Source organism: Thermosipho sp. 1074 (assembly GCF_001999655.1).
Classification (GTDB): Bacteria; Thermotogota; Thermotogae; order Thermotogales; family Fervidobacteriaceae; genus Thermosipho; species Thermosipho affectus.
In genome coordinates this window covers 81728-104889 of record NZ_LBEX01000007.1, presented here as the reverse complement: position 1 = coordinate 104889, position 23162 = coordinate 81728, and the positions used below count along the sequence as shown (strand labels likewise).

The 23162-nt window shown below is 31.9% G+C and carries 23 protein-coding genes and 2 tRNA genes; 13 read left to right on the top strand and 12 right to left on the bottom strand.

What is annotated here, in order from left to right; all coding sequences use genetic code 11:
* Positions 1-12 precede the first annotated feature (12 nt).
* Together XO08_RS03335 and XO08_RS03330 are read left to right on the top strand one after the other, a co-directional pair.
* Positions 13-1512, top strand: a complete 1500-nt coding sequence (locus XO08_RS03335; protein WP_075665641.1) for an ABC transporter ATP-binding protein — start codon at positions 13-15, stop codon at positions 1510-1512.
* Positions 1513-1755: 243 nt separating this feature from the next.
* Positions 1756-1831, top strand: a tRNA-Asn gene (locus XO08_RS03330).
* A 40-nt stretch (positions 1832-1871) separates the two neighbouring features.
* On the opposite strand, the gene XO08_RS03325 is transcribed toward XO08_RS03330, so the two are convergent.
* Positions 1872-2435, bottom strand: coding sequence for an MBL fold metallo-hydrolase (locus XO08_RS03325; RefSeq protein WP_075665640.1), 564 nt, complete (start codon positions 2433-2435; stop codon positions 1872-1874).
* 554 nt (positions 2436-2989) lie between these two features.
* On the opposite strand from XO08_RS03325, the gene purF reads away from it, so the two are divergent.
* The 8 genes from purF (at position 2990) to XO08_RS03285 (ending at position 10772) form a co-directional block, all read left to right on the top strand.
* A complete protein-coding gene (gene purF, locus XO08_RS03320) occupies positions 2990-4285 on the top strand; it encodes an amidophosphoribosyltransferase (RefSeq protein ID WP_077287224.1) in 1296 nt (431 codons plus the stop codon).
* Positions 4249-4806 carry a phosphoribosylglycinamide formyltransferase gene (gene purN, locus XO08_RS03315; protein ID WP_075665638.1) on the top strand — a complete coding sequence of 186 codons (558 nt, stop codon included), beginning with the start codon at positions 4249-4251 and terminating at the stop codon, positions 4804-4806. Before purF ends, purN begins: the two co-directional genes overlap by 37 nt.
* A 15-nt stretch (positions 4807-4821) precedes the next feature.
* Positions 4822-5715 (top strand): phosphoribosylaminoimidazolecarboxamide formyltransferase, encoded by an 894-nt coding sequence (locus XO08_RS03310; protein WP_075665637.1) that lies wholly within the window; start codon positions 4822-4824, stop codon positions 5713-5715.
* 9 nt (positions 5716-5724) lie between these two features.
* Positions 5725-6912 carry a phosphoribosylamine--glycine ligase gene (gene purD, locus XO08_RS03305; RefSeq protein WP_075665636.1) on the top strand — a complete coding sequence of 396 codons (1188 nt, stop codon included), beginning with the start codon at positions 5725-5727 and terminating at the stop codon, positions 6910-6912.
* A complete protein-coding gene (locus XO08_RS03300; protein ID WP_075665635.1) occupies positions 6909-7817 on the top strand; it encodes an AIR synthase-related protein in 909 nt (302 codons plus the stop codon). The genes purD and XO08_RS03300 overlap by 4 nt, the downstream gene beginning before the upstream one ends.
* A gap of 61 nt (positions 7818-7878) precedes the next feature.
* Complete coding sequence (locus tag XO08_RS03295) at positions 7879-8514, top strand: hypothetical protein (protein ID WP_075665634.1); 636 nt, start codon at positions 7879-7881, stop codon at positions 8512-8514.
* A complete protein-coding gene (locus XO08_RS03290; protein ID WP_077287222.1) occupies positions 8501-9661 on the top strand; it encodes a VWA-like domain-containing protein in 1161 nt (386 codons plus the stop codon). The genes XO08_RS03295 and XO08_RS03290 overlap by 14 nt, the downstream gene beginning before the upstream one ends.
* 13 nt (positions 9662-9674) lie before the next feature.
* On the top strand, positions 9675-10772 hold the full coding sequence (locus tag XO08_RS03285) for an ABC transporter permease (protein ID WP_075665632.1): 1098 nt from the start codon (positions 9675-9677) through the stop codon (positions 10770-10772).
* 2 nt (positions 10773-10774) lie between these two features.
* On the opposite strand, the gene ndk is transcribed toward XO08_RS03285, so the two are convergent.
* From ndk to XO08_RS03230, 11 genes are all read right to left on the bottom strand, one after another.
* The gene (gene ndk, locus XO08_RS03280) at positions 10775-11218 is read right to left on the bottom strand and encodes a nucleoside-diphosphate kinase (RefSeq protein ID WP_075665631.1); all 444 of its coding nucleotides are present in this window, start codon (positions 11216-11218) and stop codon (positions 10775-10777) included.
* Positions 11194-11727, bottom strand: a complete 534-nt coding sequence (locus XO08_RS03275; RefSeq protein ID WP_075665630.1) for a hypothetical protein — start codon at positions 11725-11727, stop codon at positions 11194-11196. The genes ndk and XO08_RS03275 overlap by 25 nt, the downstream gene beginning before the upstream one ends.
* Complete coding sequence (locus XO08_RS03270; protein WP_075665629.1) at positions 11727-13634, bottom strand: transglycosylase domain-containing protein; 1908 nt, start codon at positions 13632-13634, stop codon at positions 11727-11729. The genes XO08_RS03275 and XO08_RS03270 overlap by 1 nt, the downstream gene beginning before the upstream one ends.
* Entirely contained in the window at positions 13631-14518 is an 888-nt protein-coding gene (locus XO08_RS03265) for a FecR domain-containing protein (protein ID WP_075665628.1), read from the bottom strand. Before XO08_RS03265 ends, XO08_RS03270 begins: the two co-directional genes overlap by 4 nt.
* Positions 14519-14523: 5 nt before the next feature.
* Positions 14524-15183, bottom strand: a complete 660-nt coding sequence (locus XO08_RS03260) for a 2-phosphosulfolactate phosphatase (protein WP_077198038.1) — start codon at positions 15181-15183, stop codon at positions 14524-14526.
* 26 nt (positions 15184-15209) lie between these two features.
* Positions 15210-16331 (bottom strand): aspartate aminotransferase, encoded by a 1122-nt coding sequence (aspC, locus tag XO08_RS03255; protein ID WP_075665626.1) that lies wholly within the window; start codon positions 16329-16331, stop codon positions 15210-15212.
* Positions 16328-17290 carry a polysaccharide deacetylase family protein gene (locus XO08_RS03250; protein WP_075665625.1) on the bottom strand — a complete coding sequence of 321 codons (963 nt, stop codon included), beginning with the start codon at positions 17288-17290 and terminating at the stop codon, positions 16328-16330. The genes aspC and XO08_RS03250 overlap by 4 nt, the downstream gene beginning before the upstream one ends.
* An 89-nt stretch (positions 17291-17379) precedes the next feature.
* The gene (locus tag XO08_RS03245; RefSeq protein ID WP_075665624.1) at positions 17380-18270 is read right to left on the bottom strand and encodes a tRNA-dihydrouridine synthase; all 891 of its coding nucleotides are present in this window, start codon (positions 18268-18270) and stop codon (positions 17380-17382) included.
* On the bottom strand, positions 18260-18871 hold the full coding sequence (nadD, locus tag XO08_RS03240) for a nicotinate (nicotinamide) nucleotide adenylyltransferase (protein WP_075665623.1): 612 nt from the start codon (positions 18869-18871) through the stop codon (positions 18260-18262). Before nadD ends, XO08_RS03245 begins: the two co-directional genes overlap by 11 nt.
* Positions 18822-20123, bottom strand: a complete 1302-nt coding sequence (gene obgE, locus XO08_RS03235; protein ID WP_075665622.1) for a GTPase ObgE — start codon at positions 20121-20123, stop codon at positions 18822-18824. Before obgE ends, nadD begins: the two co-directional genes overlap by 50 nt.
* Before the next feature lie 61 nt (positions 20124-20184).
* Positions 20185-20257, bottom strand: a tRNA-Thr gene (locus tag XO08_RS03230).
* A 226-nt stretch (positions 20258-20483) separates the two neighbouring features.
* On the opposite strand from XO08_RS03230, the gene XO08_RS03225 reads away from it, so the two are divergent.
* The 3 genes from XO08_RS03225 to XO08_RS03215 are packed head-to-tail and all read left to right on the top strand — an operon-like array spanning position 20484 to position 22969.
* Positions 20484-20861 (top strand): DUF2089 domain-containing protein, encoded by a 378-nt coding sequence (locus XO08_RS03225; protein ID WP_075665621.1) that lies wholly within the window; start codon positions 20484-20486, stop codon positions 20859-20861.
* Complete coding sequence (locus XO08_RS03220) at positions 20854-21735, top strand: hypothetical protein (protein WP_075665620.1); 882 nt, start codon at positions 20854-20856, stop codon at positions 21733-21735. The genes XO08_RS03225 and XO08_RS03220 overlap by 8 nt, the downstream gene beginning before the upstream one ends.
* Positions 21713-22969 (top strand): MFS transporter, encoded by a 1257-nt coding sequence (locus XO08_RS03215; RefSeq protein ID WP_075665619.1) that lies wholly within the window; start codon positions 21713-21715, stop codon positions 22967-22969. The genes XO08_RS03220 and XO08_RS03215 overlap by 23 nt, the downstream gene beginning before the upstream one ends.
* Positions 22970-23162: the final 193 nt, after the last annotated feature.

Sequence of the window (23162 nt, the reverse complement as noted above, 5' to 3'; positions counted from 1 at the left end):
AGGAGGGGTTTCATGAAAATTTATTGGGAATTTTTAAAGACAAAGAGATTTGAATTTATCTTACTTCTTATTTTTTCAAGTATTTTAAGTTTCTTTGAAGGATTGATTCAACCATTAATGGTAAAGTGGTTATTTGATGAGGCTGTATTAAAGCTTAATTTTCAAAAATTTGTACTTTTAAGTGTGGTATATCTTGCACTTGGTCTGATATTTGTACTATTGTTTTATATAAATAATCTTTGGAAAAAAAGGTATGAAAATAAAGTAGTATTAAATCTTGAATCTGAACTTTTAAAAAAGACTTTTAATTATGATTTAAAAGAATTTACCAAAAAAGGTGCGGGTTATTTTATAAATTCCATTCACAAAGATGTTAATGAAGGTGTTGTTCCAATGATTAGGATGACAATAAATATAGTTTCAATGATTGTATCAGAAGTGGCATTATTACTTGCGATGTTTTTTATTTCCTGGAGAGCTTCATTGGTGTTGTTTATTATTATTCCTCCGTTAATGTATTTAGCGAATGTTGTAAGTCAAAAAGTTAGGAAAAAAACAGCACTTGAAAGGGAAAAAGAAGGAATTTATACAAGTTTTCTAACAAGTGTTCTTAAATCATTCAAAGTTATGAGAACTTTTAGTTTTATATTTGACATTGCAACATTAAAGCATAGGAGAACTTTAGAAGAGTATTTAAACAGTAGGTTTGAAAGTTTTAAAGCTGTAAAATCAAGTCAAATGTTGGGTGACATTATTAGAAACACAGCGGATACTCTTTCACTTATAGTATCTGGATATTTTGTTTTAATTGGAAAGTTAAGTTTTGGAGGATTTGTAGCAATAATAAACACATTCTGGAGAGCGGTTTCATCCCTTTTTGGGATTGTTCAAGCCATTCCAGAATTTCATAGGTACTCGCAAATACTTGAAAGAATAAAAAAATTATTAAATACTGAGAAGAGAGAATATTTTGACCTGGATAATAGAGTAATTTTAAAAGATGTAAAACTTTCTTATGATGAAAATAAAGTAATAGAAATAGATAATTTGGAAATAACTCCTAAGAGTAAGGTATTAATATTTGGAGAAAATGGAGCAGGAAAAACCACGCTTTTAAATATAATATCTGGATATTTGTCACCAGATAGTGGAAAAGTGTTAAGACCAAAAAATGTTGTATCAATAACTGCACCGGTTGAACTTCCAGAAATTTCTATAAGAGAACTTATAAGGGATGAAGAATTAATAAAAAAACTTGGTTTAGAAAGGTTAAAAGAAAAAACACCATCTAACCTTTCTGCAGGGGAAAGACAAAAAGTTGCTATTGGTATAGCACTTGAAAAAGATGCAGATTTATATATTTTTGATGAACCACTTGCAAATATAGATGAGCAAAGCAAAGAAAAGATAATAAAGTTAATATTTGAAAAATTGAGCTCTAAGACGTTAATAATGGTACTTCATGGGGAAAAAGATTTTCACAGTTTATTTGATACAAAGATTAAGTTATAATATTGAGGTTATCTTTGTCACTTTATTACCATTAATTTATTATTTTATGCATAAGCTTACATCATTACTATAATATTCAAGAAAAGTTATATAGAGAAGATCAAAAATCACACGTCTTGAAGGTTATATGTTATAACTTTATAAAGGTGTAGAACTTTTTACAGAAAAAATTAATGGGAAGTATGTACTTGAAAGTTATTGACTAACTAAAAAAAATGTGATATATTACTTTCTGGAAGGTGTTCCGGCGTAGCTCAATAGGCAGAGCGGGTGGCTGTTAACCACTAGGTTGGGGGTTCGAGTCCCTCCGCCGGAGCCAAGAGGGGAGAAGTATTCTCCCCTTTATTTTTTTCATATTTTTAAACGTTCTTAAAATACGGATTTTTCTTAAATAATGTTTTTATATTGCAATATGCAGCATGTCCAGGAAGTATCAACATATTTTCATCTAATTCCCTAAATATATTGTTTAGCTTTTTTATAGATTCAATCATTAGTTTTTTTGAACCACCTAAGTCACTTCTTCCAACGGTATTACAAAATACAGTATCTCCTGTGAATATTAAATTATCAAAAATTACTATCCTTGAACCTAAGGTATGACCTGGTACTGCTATTGTATCAAAGTATAAATCTATATCTTTTGCATCTTTTTCAAAAATAAATGTCTCCCCAAAAAGATGTGAAAAATTCTTGGATGGATCGTACAACATTTTCTTATCTTCTTTTGAAATGTAAACATCTTCTACATTCAATTCTAAGAGTCCTGCTATATGATCATAATGCCCGTGTGTCAAAATTACTTTAACAGGGATTTTTCCTAGATATTTTCCTATTCCGAATCCCGGATCTACAACAAAGTTTTCAAAAATATATGTATTAATATTAAAAAAACCGGATGTTTTGTAAACTTTAAACTTCATGTGATTCCCTCCATTAAAATTTTTTGACTTTTTATTTATATTTCATAATTTTTGTGACCTGTTTTTTAATCATATATCAAATAGAAGCTCTTGCAAATATATTTTACTATAACTTTAACTTTTTCAAGAACTATCTAAAATCTAATAAGTACTCGTATAAACAAACGTTTGTTTAAGTTATTTTCTATTTTGCGAAATTATCGAAAGTATGAATTTGTTATTTACTACTCTTTGGAGTGGCAAATTTATTTTTTGATGTATATAAGTAATTTTACATTCAAGAAATAGAAAGAGCTATGATGTATAAGACTTTTTAGTTTTTTAGAGTTTGTATTGTTTACAAAAATGATAAGGTTTGTTTTAAAATTGTAAATTTAATTGACTCTAATTTAAAATGGCTTTAGAATAAAAGTTAGGAGGGGGTATAATGAAAAGAAAATTGATATTGTGGAAAAAGGCTATAAATAAGAGATTTTCCCTGTTTGGGAAGTAATATTTTGTGGTTGATGAGGAGCTTTTGCTCCTCTTTTTCATTTTGATAGTGGAGGGGTGTTATGTGCGGGATAGCAGGTGTTTGGAATGTAGATGATTCTTATAACATTTTACATGATATTTTATTAGGTCTTCAACACAGAGGGCAAGAAAGCACGGGGATTGTCATTGAAGGTTTCAAATTTTTAAAGATGCAAGGGTTGGTCTCACAAGTTTTAACTAAGGAAAATTATATAAACGGTAGAAGTGGTATTGGACATGTTAGATATTCGACGTTTGGAGAAAATAGTGAAATTCAACCCCTTATGGGTTTAACTTCAAAAGGCAAATTTGCAATTGCACACAACGGGAATATTCCTGATGCAAAGATTAGGATGAAATCGCTTGTCGAAAAAGGAGCAGTTTTTAACACAACAATTGATTCTGAAGTATTCCTCCATTATATTTCCCTTGCTCCTTATTCTGACCCAAAACTTTCCATTCAATGGTCTCTTTCAAGGATCCCTGGAGCTTATTCTATTGTGATATTAACTGACAGCATGCTTATAGCCGCAAGAGACAGCTATGGCTTTAGACCGCTATTTTATGGAAAATTCAAGGGTGGATTTGTTGTATCTTCCGAGGATTCTGCTCTAACGGCGTTGGGTGCAAAAGAAATAACAGAAATTGTACCAGGTGAAATGGTTATTTTTTCAGATATGGGTTTAGATAAGGTAAAGTTTGCAACAACAAAGATGCGTTTTTGTGCATTTGAATATATTTATTTTTCAAGACCAGATAGTAATTTTTACTATGGAAATGTACACAAAGCAAGGTTTAAAATGGGGGGGATTCTGTATCGTGAAAGTCAAATGACGGGAGATATTGTAATTCCAATACTTGATTCTGGTTTTTCAGGTGCGTTAGGATTTTCACTTGCCTCAAAAATTCCCATAGAACTTGGCCTTATGAGAAACAGATATCTAGGACGGAGCTTTATAATGCCCGAAAATAGGGAAGAAATTATTAAAAGAAAATTAATTCCCATTCCTCAAGTAGTAAAAAACAAGGAAGTTATTGTAATTGATGACTCAATTGTAAGGGGAACAACTATGAAGCAGATAGTAAAGATGTTAAGAGAAAGCGGGGCAAAGAAAGTAAAAGTTGGTATACATTCATCACCGGTAATAGGGCCTTGTCCATATGGTATTGACACCTCAAGGAAAAATGAGTTAATTGCCAATCAAAAAGAAATTGAGGAGATAATTAAGGAAATAAATGCAGATGAGCTTTATTATTTGTCTATAGATGGACTTAAAGAAGCTATTGGAGGAGATAAATTATGCCTAGGATGTCTAAATCTAAATTACCCAATATAGTGATTTTGGCATCTGGAAATGGTTCAAACTTTGAAGCAATAGTAAATGCGACAAGAAAAGGAATTCTTAATGCTAACATTTTAAGGTTGATTACCAACAAGAAGTGTTTTGCAGAAGAAAGGGCTAAAAAACTTGGAATTTCTCATACAAGGCTTAAAGATAATTGGGCTGAGGAATTATTTGTGCTTTTGAAAGAACTTGCACCAGATTTAGTAGTTCTTGCGGGATTTATGAAAATTCTTCCATCAAAGATTGTAAATAATTTTAAAATTGTAAACATACACCCTTCTTTACTACCTGCTTTTCCGGGAAAAGATGCTATAAAACAGGCATATGAATACGGAGTTAAAGTAACGGGAATAACAATTCACTTTGTGGATGAGGGTGTAGATACGGGACCTATAATTTTCCAAAAGGCCTTAGAGATAGATGGTTTAACATTAGAAGAGGTGGAAAAGGAAATACATAAGTTGGAGCATAAGCATTATCCACAAGTTATTGAATCTATTTTAAATTCGTGAAAGGAGTGAGTGGGGGTGTATCTTGAAAAATTTGATATGGAATTAAGGTATGGGGAAAATTCTCATGAAAAAGCGGAAATGTTTGGAAAACCTGCATTTAAAATTTTGCACGAAGGAAAACAAATTTCTTTTAACAACATATTAGACGCAGAATCAGCATTTGTAATTGCAAAAAATTTGAAAAAATTAAATGGCTATGGAAGTGTGGTAGTGAAACACCAAACACCTTGTGGTGCATCTGTAAGTAAAAGCAAGGTGGACTCCATACTTTCCGCTATTTTAGCCGATGAAGAATCAAGTTTTGGTGGAATACTTTCGGTGAATTTTGAATTTGACGAAGAATGTGCATTGGCTATAAAGAAAAAATATCTTGAAGTTGTAATTGCAGAAAACTTTACAAAAGAAGCAATAGAAGTATTAAAATCTAAGAAAATACGTATATTAAAAGTTAGAGATTATGAACCAAAAGTTGGAAAACCTGCATTTGGAGCTTTTTTAATAGGTGAAAGGAAATTACCAGATTTAGTTTTTAAGCATGTAGCAGGTCCTAAACTTTCAGAAAGTGAAATGACCGAACTAATTTTTTCATATATAGTTGTTGAAGGGGTAAAGTCAAATGCCATACTTATTTCCAAAAATCTTACAACAGTGGGAATAGGTACAGGTCAACCTTCAAGGAAAAGGGCGGCTTGGATTGCCACATCACTTGCAGGTGAAAAGGCTATTGGGGCATATGCTGCTTCTGATGCATTTTTTCCATTTCCAGATGGTTTGGAAATTCTTGCAAATGCAAAGGTTAAGGCAGTAGTTGCACCCATGGGATCTATTAGAGATAGTGAAATAATTGATGCGGCAAATAAACTTGGAATATCGTTCTATAAAGCAAATGGTAGAGTGTTTAGACATTGAGGTGAGAGTATGAAAATATGCATATTGGGATCAGGTGGAAGAGAGCATGCTATAGGTTATTCATTTGAAAAGATTGGATTTGAAGTGTTTTATGCGCCTGGGAATGGGCTAACTGGAAATAACATTGATGATATAGAAAATTTCAATGGATTAATAATTCCAGGTTCTGAAGAATACCTTGCAAAAGGTGTTGCAGAAAAATTGAAAAATGTCTTTGGTCCAACAATTCAAGGGGCAAAATTGGAGAGTTCAAAGATATTTGCCAAAAAATTTATGAGTAAATATAATTTGCCTACACCAAGATTTGAAATAGTAGAGAGCGAATTAGAATTAAGGGAAAAGATAAAGAAATTTTACCCTCCATATGTTTTAAAAGCAGATGGACTTGCAAAAGGTAAAGGTGTTTTAATTACAAGTGATGAAAGCGAAGCAATAGCACTTGGTGCAAAACTTATTAAAGGTCAATTAATAAAAGGAGTTTCAGGACCTATAATTTTGGATGAATTTATTCCTGGAAGGGAACTTTCTGCCATGGCAGTTGTTAATGAAAAGGGCTTTTCATTGTATCCTTTCATACAAGATTACAAAAGGGCAAATACAGGAAATATGGGACCAAATACCGGTGGTATGGGGAGCTTTGGACCTATCAGTATTGACAAGTCAATAAAAGAAAAGATAGAAACGCTCTTTGAAAAAACGTTATACGGTCTTAAAAAGGAAGGGATAAACTATAGAGGATTTTTATACCTTGGACTTATGCTCTTTGAAAAAACACCTTATATTTTGGAATACAACGTTAGACTAGGTGATCCGGAAACAGAGGTAATTGTGGCTACAAATCCAGAAAATTTTGCAGAAACAATTTTGAAAGCCACAGAGTGTGAGAAGATCCCGGATTTTTCCCCTGAAAATGTAGCCTTAGATGTTGTATTAGCAAGCAAGGGATATCCTATTTCATACAAAAAAGGATTGGAAATAAAGAATATCACGAAAATAGAAGGAGAAAATTTCATTATTTTTGGAGCAGGTGTTAAAAGGAATGGAGAAAAACTGTACACAGACGGTGGTAGGGTGCTACACTGTGTAGGAATTGGCAAGACAAAAGAAGATGCAAAAAACGTAGCATATGATCTTGCAAATAAAATAGATTTTGAGGGTAAGTTTTTTAGAACGGATATAGGGGTGATTTACGCATGAAGTATACCTATAAAGATGCGGGGGTAGACGTGAAAAAGGGCGATGAGTTTGCAAGGGAAATAAAGAGAAATGCAATTATTCCAGAATGGATAATAAAAGAGCCTACAGGTTATGCGACAATTTTAAACTTTACAACCCCAAAGATAGCTGTAACTGCAGATGGAATTGGGACAAAGATATTACTACACATAGAATTTCAAACTTGGAATGATGCTGCGAAAGATTTAATAGCTATGAATTACAACGATCTAATATGTGTTGGTGCAAGGCCTAAGGCTTTTTTGGACTATTTGGGGGTGCACAGTATAGATGGAAATTCAAAAGAATTTGTAAAAGCTTTAATAGTAGAACTTGAAAAGCACGATATGTATTTAGTTGCTGGAGAAACAGCGGAAATGCCTGATTTATATCAGGAAAATCACATGGATGTTGCAGGTTTTGCCATTGGTGAAGTGATAAAGTTATTTGAACACGAGAAAATAAAACCGGGGGATTACATATTTGCGTTGGATGCTTCGGGATTTCATTCAAATGGTTGGAGCTTGATTAGAAAAATTTTAAGGAAAGAAAATATAAACATAAATGATTTGCCTTTCAATCTATTAGAGGGAACGAGAATATACTCAAATATTATAGAGCATTTCGACAAGATAAAAGCTATGGCACATGTAACAGGTGGTGGTATTTTAAGAGCACTTAGAAGGCTTTTAAACGGAAGAGGTTGTAATGTAAATCTTGAAAGAAAGGATTTTGTAGATTGGATTTTGAAATATGTTGAGTTTAGTGAAGCTATTTCCACTTTTAATATGGGATATGGGCTTATTTATGTGTCAAATAGTAAGGATCTACCAGGAAAGATAATAGGAAAGGTTACAGAAGATGAAAATCTTAATTTGATTTTATGACTCCGATGCGGAGTCATTTTTTTTTAGATGTGGTATAATCTATAGGAAGGGAGGAGATTGTTTGAAAAGATTTTTAACATTTTTCTTTATTTTTCTCTTAACTATTTCTTTTGCCGTGAAATTTGGTTTTTCCACACAGGATGGTGTGTGGTTGAGGGGTAGTATAGAAAATTTTGGGTTTAGATTAGGTTATCCACTTTCTTGTGTCTCATTTTCATTAAATAGTGATATATTTTTATATAAAATTTTAACTGGATATGTATTTAACAATAGTACATATCTTGTGAGTTTTTATTTTGATACTGGGATTGATAATTTTTCTTTTTCAAGTTATGTAAAATCTACTTTCCATAAGCCTTTAACAACGGAGACATCTACTGAGACAGGAAGAATATACCTTGGAATTTTACCTGATTTTAGGTTTGATAGACTATCTTTGGGATTTAACGTTGAATTTTCTTGGATTTACATATATTATGACCCAGGTGTTAATGTAAACTTTTTGTCTTTTGTTAATCCCGAAGACATTTTAAGATATCATCTTTCTTTTATTGCGTCGTATGATTTATTTGAAAATATGACGTTTTTTGTAACTCTTTCAACAAAATACAAGTGGATATCGTATTTATCCACACCTCTTTTTGAAAATCAGTTTATCAATTTTGGAATAGAGGTAGAATCGGATGGTTATAAATAGAGCATTTGAAAACATTGTAAAAAAGAGTCCTTTTTACGCGTATCTACTTCTTGGAATTTCTTTTCAAAAGGATGAAAATGTAAAGAATATATCTATAAAATTCACCAAGAATGGTGAAATTGTTTTTTTGTATAACCCTTCTGTTAATAAGAAACCAATATGGTTCGTTGAGGCGATTATTTTGCATGAGTTAATGCATATAATAAACCAGCATTTTAGGATAAAGCCGAGAAATAAAAGGGAAAAAAAGATTTGGGACCTTGCAATGGATGCAGCTATAAACCAATATATTCCTGAATTAGATGCAAGAGGTGTGCCTCTAAATGTCCTTATTGAAGAAGGACATGGAGTAGATAACGAGGTAATATTTGCAGCTCCACCAGCTTTTTTAATAGATAAGACTGCTGAAGAATATTTTGAGTGGATGATGAAGGAATTTGAAAAAAAAGGTGATTTTGATATAGAAGCATTACCTGATTCAATAGATGATCACGATTTTCAATCTGAGATTCCAGTTGAAATGATAATAGAAATTACTAAAGATAAAGTTGGAAAAGCTTTTAACATGTTTGGAAAAAAACTTGACTCTGGTTTAAAGCAGAATATAGATGTAATCTTGCAAAAATCTACATTAAATTGGGAGACGATTTTAAGACGTTTTTCTAATGCATCTATAAAAGGAGATAAATACATGACACCACTAAGACCAAATAGACGATACGATGATCAGCCAGGTTGGAGATATGAATATAAGTCAAAGTTAGCCGTTATCTTGGATACAAGTGCAAGTATAATAGAAGAGGAAATGAATCAATTTTTAACCGAGATTGAAAAGATAGCAAAACAAGGTTCCCAGTTGATTTTAATACAAGTGGATAAATCGGTAACTATGGTGACGGAATACAAATCTGGAAATTGGAAAGATTTAGAAATATACGGTGGAGGAGAAACTAATCTTCAACCTGCGGTGGATCTTGCACAATCAAAGGTAGGAGTGGAGGGGATAATAATCTTTACAGATGGGCACGTGGATGTTCCCGTTGTAAAGAGAAGAGTTTTGTTTGTGCTCTCTTCAAAGCACAACCCAGAATTCATAGAAGATGCTGTAAGAATTTATGGAAAAAATTCTGTAATTATTCTTAAATAGAAAGGATGAAAAGGTGAGAGTTTGGTATGAATTTAAAAGACTTATTGGAAAACCTGTAAATATAGTACTCATCATCCTTTTACCTGTTGTGCTTACAGTTGCAAGTATAATATTTTTCAATGGATTTGGAGTCTCGAATGTTAAACTTGGGGTGTACAACTTGGATGATTCTGCACTGTCGCGGTTTACAATAAAGCTTGTTATGTCCTTTTTTAAGGGTGGTACACTTAGGTATGTAGATGAAAATTATGTGGAGCTTTTGCAATCTGGCGAAGTGAACGCCGTTATGATGATTCCGAGTAATTTTACAGACGCACTATACAACGGACAAAAGGTAAACATTGATTTTATTCCAAGTCCAGTTGACTTGCAATTGTCCGTCGGTATATACAACGTATTAAATTCGATATTTAACGATTTGAATGGTTCACCATTTTTCAATCCTCAAGTTTTAAGGTATTTATTTGTAAGTAATGAAACACCAGCACCTCAATTCGTACCAAAAACCAAGAATTTTAAAACGGATTTTGGCAATTTATTTTCACCGGCAATTTTGTTTTTATCTGTGATATTTTTGCTACTTGCAATAGGTGTATTAACTGTAATTAATGATAGAGAACTTGGACTTATTACTATCTTTAAAGTTAATAACGAAAAATGGTATAAATATTCCGTTGTAAAATTTCTAGCATTGTTTTTTTTAGGTTTGTTTGTGTCATTTAGTGTTTATCTTGTTGGGAATTTATTTGGTGTAAAAATACCTTTTAGTATCTTTTTTCCGCTTTCTTTAACGGCAATAATATTTCATTCTGCTCTATCAATATTTATTTCGAGTATTTCTCCTAATAAGGCGGTAGCTAATATATTGGGAATATCCCTTTCCATGTTTTTCTTTTTTACAAGTGGAAGTATTACACCTGTCACCACACTTCCCAAGGCAATGTTTAAATTAGCATCTTATACGCCATCGTATAAACTTACCTATGCATTGAGAAATTATCAATTAAACAACATTGGTATATCACAAGAATTAAAGTATTTAATTGTAGTTTCTATCATTGCCTTTGTAGTAATGATATTTACTGTAAGAAAAGAGTTTTTGAAAAAGTAGCTCTATATATCGTCTTGTACATCTAAGTAGTAATCTATAATTTCCTCATCCTTAAAGAATATTTTGTATTCTCTTTCAAAATTTTCTTTTGAATCACTTGCATGTATGAGATTTTTGGTTGTAGTTAATGCGAATTCTCCCCTAATTGTTCCAGTTCCCGCTTTTAGGGGGTCGGTGTTTCCGATTATGTGTCTAACCATTTCAATAACCCTTGGTGCTTCTACTACCATTGCAACTATTGGACCGCCTGTGATGAATTCTATTAAATCTTTATAAAAGCTCTTTTGCTTGTGCATTTTGTATAATTCTTCTGCTTCTTCTTTTGTTACCCAGTGCATTTTTAGTGCAACTATTTTTATTCCCCTTTGTTCAAATCTTTTTATTATTTCTCCGATTAGTCCCCTTCTTACTGCATTTGGTTTTAAATAGACAAACGTTCTTTCCATGAAAGCACCTCCACGTATTTGTAATTTGTAGATAAAGCTTTTAATACTTCATACATCTCACCTTTTGGATACTTTGTAAGTACAAAAGTGTAATTGTCAAATTGTGGCAATACTTTTATTAAATCTACAAATCCATATTCTTCAGGAAAGATTTTTTTGCCTTCTGAGTTTTTACATTGTTTTATGTTTTCCTGTCCTAAAAGTTTTTCCAATGGTATGTTGTATGTTTTTGAGTATAATTCTTTAAATGCTGCATCAATTGCAAATATTACTTTTGGATGATTTGGAAAGTGTTTTGATAGTGAATATGCTATATTGAACGTATCCTCTATTGATGCCTTTTCCACAATGTATCTATATTCTTCGATTGCACCCATAATAACCTTGTAGTTTTCTCCCTTTTTTCTTTCAGGTACAATAGCGCCAATTCCACTGTTTTGGTCATCTGTAACTTCTATTGTGACATATTCTCCAAACTCTGATCTTTCAAGGTTGTAGAAAAATTTCATTACTTCCCACCTCCGAGTATATTCCATAGTTTTATTGTAAATTCTTGTGAAACGGTATTCAGGTATGATAGAAATTCTATAAGATATTCTCTATCAAATGTCTTTAAAATTTCTACAAGCTCGTCCATACTGAATTTTCCAGTTTTTATTAAATTTATTAGGTATTCGTAATCTATATATTTCATAGGATTTGTCTTGATAACTTTTAATTTTCGATATACAGATGAAATGGTAAAAGGATTTTTCCCTATATTTGTTTTTAATGCGATTTTCCTCCAAAGTGGTGCTACATCTCTTCCACCCAATAAATCTTTTCCGTCTTGTGATATTATCATTAATATTTTCCCATCTGCTCCTAAAAACCAAGCATATTGCTCTGCTGTTCCAGTTTTTCCTACTATAGTTCTTCCCGGTATTTTTGCACGTATACCTGTTCCGTATTTTACTACTTTTTTTAGTATGTTAATAATTAAATAGCTTGCTTCCATGGGATATCGTTTTGATGGGGAAACTATATTTAAAACTTCTGGTGATGCTTTGTAAAATACCACTCCATCACTATTTATCACTTCATCTATTATGTGTGGCTTTATAACTATTCCACTGTTGAAGATTGCCGAAAAACCTTTTGCAATTTCTTCATGTGATGTTTCCAAAGTTCCTAAAGACAACGTTAAATCTTTTGGATAATACCCTTTTATTTTCAATTCATCTTCCAAAAAAAATCTTACAGTGTTATCACCTAGCATAAGGTAAAGATTAACAGATGGGATGTTTCTTGAATGTATTAATGCGTTTTCAAGTGTAATTTCACCATAATAGTTTCTTTCAAAGTTTTTTGGAGTCCAGTCACCTATTTTTATAGGTAAATCAAATAATTTGGAGTCCAAGTTATATCCTTCTAGCAATGCTTTGTAATAGTAAAGAGGTTTTATTAGTGATCCAATTTGTCTTCTACCGTTGTTGGTACCTTTACCGTGCATTGCAAGGATTTCACCTGTTTTGTAGTTCAATATTAATCCAGCGTTGTTTTCCCCCAAGTTTTTGCTGAGTAATGTGTAATATTCTTTATTTAAAGTAGTTTTGACTACAAATCCCTTTCTCAATAGATCCAAGGTAAATCCCTTTTCTTTTAATTCTTCAATAACCCTCCAAAATATTTCTTCATCGTATTTTGATTCAAATATGTTATACGATTTTACTTTTTGGAGCATTTTACTGTATTTTTCGTATTCTTTTTGGCTTATATAATTTTCTGTTAAAAGCCTTCTTAGAACCACATTTGCCCTGCTATGGTTTTTCAAATCTTGTGGATTGAAGTTTTCAGGAGATTTTACGGTATTTACAAGGAGTGCTATTTCTGCTAAGTTTAGTTCTTTTGGTTCTTTGTTAAAATAATATTTAGCAGCTGTTCCAAAGCCGTATATTCCATTTCCCATATACACGGAATTTAAGTAAAGTTCTAAAATTTCTTTTTTGGTTCTTATTTTTTCTATGTAAAGTGATATAAAAATTTCTTTTATTTTTCTTTCAATGGTCCGTGCTTGTGTTAGATACAAACTTCTAACAAGTTGTTGTGTAAGAGTACTTCCACCCTGTGTATTTCTTTTAAATACCGTGTAAAATATTCCCCTTAGCATTCCTAATATATCTATTCCGGGGTGTGAAAAAAAATCCTCATCTTCAGAGATTATAACGGTAGTTATAAGACGTTCTGGATAGTCTTCTAGTTTGTACCAATAGGCTTTCGGAAAATAAAAAGGTGTACCATCTGAATATTCTATAATAAGACTCGATGGTACTAGAGTTTCTGGATCTGGTAAATGTGCAGTGATCTTTTTGTACATATAAAAGAGTGTGAGAAAGATTGAGAGAAAACCAATTAAAAAATATGTAAAATATTTCATATGTTCCCCTCAATAGATTCCATATAGTCATCCATTTCATTTTCCAAGTTTTCAAAACCTTCTTCAAAAATTCCTATAAATTCTTCAAAGTTTTTTTCAAATTTTTCTGGAGTTAAAAAGGTATTATCTATCACTTTTATCATTTTCTGATTTGTTATTTCTACAATTTTCTTTCCATTAAAGACAAAAACACTTCCATCAAAGACAAACCATTTCCACGAGCCAGCTTCACCTTCACAACCAAATTTTGTTCCACGCACACCTGCTGTAACAGAACCACCTTGTATTTGAAATCTAGATTTTGACATTAAGAATTTTACAACATCTGCTATAACACTACCTTTTTCCACACTTAATTTAACGTCAAATTTATCATCTTTTTGCCTGCTTTTTTCTATTTTTACAATTGTATTTTCTTTTATATAGACTTTTCCCCATTTTCCGGAAATGACTGCATAAGAGTTGTTTAGTGTTCTAAGATAGTAATTTTCATACAACTTTACATTATTTGAAACTGCTATCCATTCTTTTTTATTTTTTGAATAAGCAACATTTCCGGAAAATTCTTCTAATATAACCGGTGCAATATCTTTTGGATAATCATATTCAACTATCTTGAAGTTGTATTTTATTTTCTTTCCATTTACGTCTAATATGAGATAACTTTTTATGGGGACAATTGGAGCTATATATGTAACAGTTGCAATATTTTTGAAAGATACTTTATCTATTAGTAGGTCTTCTGGCAGAACTCCTCCAAGTGCATCAACTACCGTTATTTCAATTTTTCCAGGTATTTTAAAGACTAAATTGGTAGACTCACCAGTATGTAGTGCAAAGGAAAGTAAAGGGATTAAAAGAAAAAAATACAGAATTTTTTTCATATATATCACCTCGCTTTGACTTTACCATATTTATATTCTACCACTATATCGTATAGATCTAACTTTTTTGCAAAATCTAAGTCTTTATCAAAATGTAAAGATTTTAGTTTTTTGGCATGGACACCAAAAAAGTTTGGTTTTTTTAGACCTTCCCACATGTACATAGAAACTAAAGCGCTATCGGATAACATTTTATTAGATAAACCATGGACAAAAGCACCTGCTACCTGAATATCTTCAAATGAGATTTCTCCGTTATTTCCAGCACATACAAATAATATATCTGAAAAATTTTGGAGAAAATTTAATGTGGCGGTAAAGTTTACAAATGCTCCCAGAATTATGTTGTTTGATAATTTTTCAACCTTTTTTAAAGTTTTAGTACCATTTGTTGTGGTTAGGATAAGCTTTTCCCCTTTTACGTTAGTATACTCTAATGGGGAATTTCCACAATCAAAGTCTCTGGGCTTTATTCCATCTCTTTCACCACATATGAGAAATTCACCTTTGAATTTTCGAGCTTTTTCAAGTGTTTCCACAGGTTTTATGTATTTACAGCCATTTGCAATGGCTGTAACCATTGTAGTAGTAGCTCTTAATACATCAATAACTACAATTACCTGAGCTTTTCTTAGTTTTTCAGGTAAAAATTTTACATCTATCATATTTTCACCTCAAAAAATAAATGGGATTACCCCCTTAAGAATTCTTCAAGTCTTTCAAATGCTTTTTTAATATTTTCAAGGGAATTTGCAAAAGACATTCTAACAAATCCTTTTGCATTAAAAGCACTGCCTGGTACCAATGCTACTAGCTTTTCTTCTAAAAGTTTTTTGCAGAATAATTCATCATCTATATTAACTTCAAAGAAAAGATAAAATGCTCCCTTTGGCTCTACAAATCTAAGTCCCAGTTCTTTGGCTTTTTTTACCACAAAGTCTTTTCTTTTCTTAAATTCCTTTATCATATACGAGTTGTCCGCATTTAGTGCTCCAAGTGCAGCATATTGTGCAATAGAATTTATACCTGAAGTGCTGTGGGCTTGTATTTTTGCAATCCTTTTTAGGATGGATTTGTTTTTTGTTGCAACGTATCCAATTCTCCAACCAGTCATTGCATATGATTTGGAAAAGGCATTGATATATATGAGATTTTCGGGATTTACAAATTTTGTCAAAGATGCGTATTTACCGTCGTATACGAGTACGTCGTAAACTTCATCTGTTATGACAAAAATATTGTTTTTATTTGCAATATCTGCAATTTCTTTTATTATATTTTCTGGATAGACTGTTCCCGTGGGGTTATTTGGAGAGTTTACAACTATGGCTTTTGTTTTTTTAGAGATTAAAGATTTTAGTTTATCTATATTGGGGTGGAAATTGTTTTCAAAACTTGTTTCTAGAATTTTTATAGTGGCCCCGGCGAGAATAACCATAGGTGGGTAGCTGACCCAAAATGGAGATATTAGTATTATTTCATCACCTTTTTCGGCAATGGATAACAGGGAATTAAATAAGGCTTGTTTTCCTCCATTTGTTACGATTATTTCGTCTTTTGAAAATGAAATATTTTTTCTTTCCAAAAGTATTGAGATGGTTTTTCTAAGTTCAGGGATTCCCTTGCTATCCGTGTATTTTGTAAAATCCTTTTCAAGTGCTTCAATGGCTTTTTTCTTTATTATATCTGGTGTGGGAAAATCAGGTTCACCCGTTGTGAGGTTAATTACGTCTTTGCCTTGACTTATTAGCTTCTTGGCAGTTGCGTTTATTTCTAAAGTCTTTGATGATGGAATTTCATCGATGATATTCATTGAAAGACCTCCTTTAATATTAAATAATATCTTACATATTCTTTTTTATCCTTTCCCCTTACACTTATCATTAAACTATTTACCCTATTTTGAATTTCAAAAGGGCCGGCTTCTAGTATGTCATTTTTAAAGGAGCTTTCCACTATGCCCTTTTCCCTTATGTATACAACGGGATTTGAATAGCCTTTTAGATTTGTTTTAACGTATAACTTTCCATTTTTCCAAAAATAAGGTTTTTTCTTTAAAACTAGTGGTTTTCTTGATAGTACGTATATTAGATGCGATTTTGTTGCCCAGTCTTGTAATAGTGGTTCTCTGGGTATTTCGTATGCTGATATTTCCCTTGTGAAAGGGCCAGGGAGTTGTATAAATGCAAGTTTGAAGTTGTATTTTTTTAAAACTTCTATCATCTTTTTGTTGTAATATCCATATGGATAGGCGTAATATTTTAATGGAGTATCCATATGCTTGTTCCAAATTTTTATTCCCTTTATTAAATCTTTTTCAAAGTAGTCAATATCTTTAAATGGGAATTTATCGTGTGAATAAGAGTGATGACCAAATTCAACACCATACTTTGACATTTCTTTTACCATTTCCCAGGTAAGATATTCCTTTGATATACCTACTCCTTCAAAGTACAAAAATACGGAGAAAGGCACATTGTATTTTTTGAAAACGGGGAAGGCTTTTGTATAGGTAGTTACGTATCCATCATCAATTGTAAAAATTACGGCATTTTCTTCTTCTTTTTTTCCATAAACGTAATCTTCAAGGTCTTTTAGTGTCCATATTTTATACCCTAATTTTTTAACGGTCTTTATGTGCATTTCAAGTTCACTTGTCCAAGTATTTGTTGTGGGATATCTTTCATCGTCAAACCTGTGATAGATAAAAAGTACTATGTTTGAGAAAGAAATGTAAGATAATAACAAAAATAAGAATATTAATTTTTTCACTATATCACCTCATTTAATATTTTATTCTATGAATAGGAAAATTCCTATCAGAGAATTGCTTATTAAAACTTAAAAAAAACTTGTAAAAATTAAGTAGAAAAAGATAAAAAGAATTCTTTAAATGCCAGTTTTAATTCTTCAACATCTTCTATTTTCATAACTTTTGCTCTAAATTGTCTTGCCATTGGTAAGTTTTTTGTATATCCCGATACAAACTTTCTAAATTCACATGGTGCTTTATTTCTTACTTCAAAATAAAGCAAGTCAATGTGATGTAAGATTGTATCTTTTTTTTCACAAATTTTTGGTTTTTTTCCACTAAATATCCAGGGATTTCCTATTGCGCCTCTTGCTATTAAAACACCATTTGCTCCAGAAATTTCCATTGCAGCTTTGATATCATCAAAAGAAAATATATCTCCGTTGATATAAAAAGGTATATACCCTTTATTTTTTATATTCCACTTTGCTTTACCCGTGTACATCTGTTTTGCAGTTCTGCCATGTACGGCTATCATATCAGCACCTGCTTCAACAACAGTGTCGTATATTTTTTCAAATTCATCTTTTTCAAACCCCAGACGTACTTTAACGGAAACTTTTGTTTTTACATTTTTTTTAACTTCTTCTATAACTTTTTTTAGTTTTTTTAAGTCTTTTAATAGAGCACTACCTGCCCCTTTTTTTATAACTTTTTTCACAGGACATCCTGCATTTATATCTATCCAGGCACCTCTTTTTTCAACAATATAAGCTGACTGTGCCATTACAAATGGATCCGAACCAAATATTTGGATTGCCACTTTTTCTTTTTCTTCTTTTCTGGGAAAGTATTTTTCATTTACACTTAATTTTCTGATTATACTTTCCGCACTTATCATTTCTGTGTATGCAAATTCTGCACCGAATTCAAAGGAAAGGGTTCTAAAACTCCAATTTGTGACACCTGCCATTGGAGCAAGTCCCACCTTACCTATCACAATATACCTCCTCAATTAGTGGGATGATTGATTCTGGGACAAAACCGTATACGCTAAGTCCTTTCTTTATCCTTTCTCTGATAGTTGTGGAAGAAATCTGTATTAAAGGTAAATCTAAAAGATATATCGAATTCCACTTTTCAACTTTTTTTACCAAAGATTTATCTTTGAATCTGGGATATACAATCATTTTTGCTTTTTTTAATATATCTTCGTATCTATACCATTTTTCAATGGAGTATAAGGCATCTTCTCCCACGAGAAAAAAAATGTTTTCATATGTTTTTTCGTAATGTTCGATGGTATTTATTGCATAACTTATACCGCCTAATCTGTGTTCAATGTCGCTTACTTTTACATTTTCCATCTTTTCAAAGGCCTTTTTGGTTAGAAGATACCTTGTTTTAAATGGTACTTCTACACTTTTGTGAGGAGGAGTTGCACTTGTCACAATGTGAAAATCAGCACTTTTAAACATTTCCCTTACAAGTTGTGCAATAACTATATGACCATTGTGTGGTGGGTTAAAGGAACCACCGAAAATCACAAGACTATTCTTTAAATTCAAAAGCTCTTTTGGCAATCCAAACTGTGTCTCCATCTTTTGCCCCTGCCTCCCTTAATTTTTTGTCTAAACCATTCCTTTCAAGAAGTTCCATGAATTTGTTAAAACCATCTTTTTGAGATAAATTCAATCTTTTGGCCCATGCTTCAACATATGTGCCTGTTACGATAAAGTCGTTATCTTCTTTTTGAATTTCAATAACGAATTTTTCTGGAAGTTCTATCCAAACAGGTTTTGGTCTTTCAATTTTTTGATTGGTTTCTTTGGAGACATTAAGTTTTTTACTTTCTTTTACTATTTCGGCAAGTTTGTATAAAACTTCTTTTATGCCTTCTCCAGTGTATACACTTATTGGATAAATTTCTTTTCCCAATTTTTCTTTTAACTTTTTAATCCTTTTTTCAAGTTCATCTTTATCGAGCAAATCTATCTTGTTGGCTATTATAATTTCATCTTTTTGTGCTAAATCTTTGCTAAAGTATTCTAATTCGTTTCTAATATCAAAATAATCTTCTATTGGATTTCTACCTTCAATACCTGAAATGTCCAATATATGAGCTATAACGCTGCATCTTTCAACGTGTCTTAGAAAAACATTTCCCAAACCAACTCCTTTACTTGCCCCTTTTATTAACCCCGGTATGTCTGCAACAACAAATTGAAATTTTTCAACTTGAACTACACCTAAATTTGGAATTAATGTGGTAAAAGGATAATTTGCAATTTTAGGTTTTGCATTACTTATTCTTGAAATAAAAGAACTTTTTCCAACGTTAGGATAACCAACTAATCCAACATCTGCAAGAAGTTTTAATTCCAATAGTAATTTTCTTTCTTCTCCTTCTGATCCTCTTTCGGAAATTTTTGGTGCACGCATTGTTGGAGATTTAAAGTGTACATTTCCCCTTCCACCACGACCACCTCTAGCTACACAGACAATCATACCGTCTTTATTTAAGTCAGCTATTATTTCACCAGTTTCAAAGTCTTTTACGATTGTTCCAACAGGCACATCGATTATTACATCTTTTCCATTTTTTCCGTGCATCTTTTTTCCCTTCCCGTTTTCACCATTTTCTGCTATATACTTTTTCTTTTCGGAAACGGGTAAAAGGGTTGATAAATTTGAATTTGCTTTCAAAAAAACATATCCTCCATTTCCACCATCACCGCCATCTGGACCACCTTTTGGCACGTATTTTTCGTGTCTGAAACTTGCAGAACCATCTCCACCTTTTCCACCTTTTACATAAATAACAACTTTATCAATAAAGTTGCTTTTTTCCATTTTTATCACCTCACATATATTTTACACCAAAATAAAAAATCCCCCTAATTAGGGGGGACGGAGCCAACGGCGGGACTCGAACCCGCAACCTACGCATTACGAATGCGCCGCTCTACCGATTGAGCTACGTTGGCACTATTCTAGTGTAATTTTATCAAAAATCATTTAATTGTCAATAAAGACTGAGCAAGTTTTTGTTTTAAATAATTTTTAGGTTATTAAAAAAATTTTTGTTTGCTTGACATATTTTTTTGAAAAGAGTATAATTTTTTTGAAAAAGGCATGAAAAATTTTGATAAAGATATGGATGTTTTACAATTTTTTTGTTTGATATGACTAAATTTTTAAAGGGGTGATAAATTGTTACCAAAATGTCCTGTATGTGGAAATATTATGAAAGTCACACAGTTGAAATGTCAACATGATAATGTGACTGTTTCTGGGGTTTTTACAGTTTCCCCCCTTGCATTTTTAGATGAAGAAGATATGAAATTTATAATTCTTTTCTTAAGGAGTAGGGGGAATCTGAAAGAAATGGAGAGGATTACTGGTATAGGATACTTTACGCTTAGGGGAAAACTTGAGAAATTGTTAAATAAAATGGGGTTAAAACCATTTGAGAGTTCTGAAACAGAGGGATCAGAGGATGTATTTGAAAAATTGAAAAAGGGAGTTATAAGCGTTGAAGATGCTCTTAATATATTAAAGAAAAAAGGGGAGGGAGATAAAGATGGATGATATAAAAAAAGTGCTTGAGGCACTTCAAAATGGGGAAATATCAGCAGAAGAGGCTGAGGCGTTAATAAATGCAATTAAATCAAAAGAAGAAAACAAGGATTTTTATCAGACGACAGACACTTCAGAGGAGCCTATAGTTGGTGAGGTAACTGTAATCGATGAAACAGAAAATTTTCAAGGGGATTTAAACATTGTAAATGGAGAGGCTATAATAAAGGGAAAAGTAGCAGGAGATTGCTCCATAGTTTTTGGAAAACTCACCTTTTCAGGAGAAATAGATGGTGATCTAAACGTTGTTGGTTCTAGGGTTAATTGGAATGGAGGAATCATACATGGTAGTCTAAATATAGTTGCATGTAGAGAAAGTGGAAGACCACCTAAGGTATATGGTGGGTTAACAAGAGTTAACAACCTGCTTTTAAAAGGTGTCTTTAAGATTATAAAACCATTTTTTTCGGGTATGAAGATGAAAGAGGCTAATGGTAAAAAGAAGAAAAAATATAATACATTGATAGTTGAAGAAGGAAAATCATTGAAGATTGAAGAGGATATAAATGCAGAAGAAATAATAATTAAAGGAAAACTTGTTTGCAACAACATATATACGGAAAATATGATAGTTATTGGTGAAGTTGCTTGTGGCAATTTACAAGTTGAGGAATTAGAAGTATCTGGTTTGCTAAAGTGTGGGAATATAAATGCAGAAAAAATAATAGTAAATGAATCTGGGAAGATAAGCACTGGAAATGTAAACGCAGAAGAAATAATTCTCAATGGGACTCTTAGTGCAGGGTTTATTGGTTGTGAGACTATTTCAGGAAGAGGTATTTTAAATTCAGGAGTGATAAACTGTGAAGAAAACAATCTTGAATAAAAATTTTGTACTATTTATATTTGGAAGATTTGTTTCACTTATAGGTTCTGGAATTCAAATGATAGCAATTCCATTGTACATATTGGATAAAACGGGTTCAGGAGCTGCAATGGGTATATTTACACTCCTTGGAATATTGCCAAGACTTTTTGCAGCCCCCTTTTCTGGGGTGCTTGGTGACAGGTTTAACAGAAAAAATATTATGGTATTAACTGATCTAATTAGAGGTGGATTAATACTATTACTTTCTGCAATGTCATTTGGAAACCTACTCAATATGGTTGGTTTATTTGTGATTCAGGCAATTGTTTCCGTTTTGGATGGTTTTTTTGGTGCGGCTACAACTGCAATGCTTCCGGATATAGTTTCAGAAGAAGATTTAAGAAGTGCAAATTCTATTTTAGGTGGTGTAAACTCATTTTCAATGATAATAGGCCCAATTCTTGGAGGGGTAGTGTATGGGTTTTTTGGGATTTCTTTAGTATTCTTATTTAATGGGTTATCATTTGTCTTTTCCGCGTTAAGCGAAATGTTTATTAATTACAGACCGCATCTATCAAAAAAAGAGGAACTTTCGATAAAGACGTTTTTTGTAGAATTTAAGGAAGGACTTTTGTTTATTGTAAACAAAAGAAGCTTAAAGTTTTTGTTTACCTTTGCAATGGTTACCAACTTTTTGATGGCTCCTTTATTGCAAGTAGTAGAACCATATGTTTTGAGGCAGGTTGTGAAGATGAGTGCACAACAATACGGGCTTGTGCAAACGTTTTTTACATTTGGTATGCTTTTGGGGAATATAGCAATTGTTTCATTCTTAAATAAACTAAAGAATAGAGCACTGATGACACAAGGGTTAATCATTCAAATATTGCTACTTTTTGCATTTTCGTATTTTATATTCCCAGATGTCTTAAAGAATTTTTCTGTGATGCAATTTTTCTGGATTGTAGGTGTTATATACTTCTTTTTTGGTTTTTTCAACGTGCAAGTTAATGTTCCTATATCTACTAATTTACAACTTATGACTCCATCGAGTATAAGATCAAGGGTTTTTTCAACATTGGAAGTTTTTTCTCAAGTTATGGTTCCATTAGGTGCAGTAATATATGGCTTTTTACTTGATCATATTGCTGCACACTTTATATTTCTTTTTGCAACTATTATAACTGCGATAATTTCGGTTGGTTTTTTAGTATTTGCACCTTATGAGGTTTATGAGCCAAATGAGGGGTAAGATTGTGCATTTTAATAAAAAATATATGAAATAATTTTCGTTTCTTGGTGAAAGTAGTGTTGTCTATCTCATTTTTTGTTTTCCTTAATATTTGATTTTTAATTGTATAAAAAGTCTTGGAAAAATCCAAGACTTTTTTGTTGACAAATATATTTTCTTGTTTTACAATTATAGTGAAAAAAATAACGTTATA